Here is a 365-nt window from a genome sequence, read left to right as displayed (position 1 = left end):
TGTGGCCGGGTCGCTCATGGCGCTCAGCGCGTTGGCAAGCGCCGTCTGCGCCGCATCCAGTTCGGTTTGCGCGGTGCCCAAAGCGGTGCCCGCTGCGTTGGCCTGAGCCACCCACTTGGCCACTTCAGCGTCTGTAGCCGCTTCGCTGGCCGTGGTGGCTGCGCTCACGGTGGCCGCGTCAGACAGGGCCGCTGTCGCTGCGCTGGTGATGGTCGACAAGTCGGTGGGGGTCTCGCCTGCTGCTGTTGCCGCGTCGTTGGCTGCCGTCACGGCCGCGTTGACTGCATTGGCTGCTGTGGTCGCCGCTGCCGCCTTGGCAGTGAGGGTGGTTTGCGCGGTCTCCACCGCCAGTAATTGCGCCGGTG

At 68.8% G+C, this 365-nt stretch carries 1 pseudogene; it reads right to left on the bottom strand.

The features are described from left to right. A pseudogene (locus B472_RS17195) lies at positions 1 to 365 on the bottom strand (hypothetical protein); the annotation flags it as partial.

The sequence above is a fragment of the Limnohabitans sp. Rim28 genome, assembly GCF_000293865.2.
Classification (GTDB): Bacteria; Pseudomonadota; Gammaproteobacteria; order Burkholderiales; family Burkholderiaceae_C; genus Limnohabitans_A.
The sequence above is the reverse complement of the archived record's forward strand: the minus strand, read 5'-3'. Positions and strand labels throughout refer to the sequence as shown.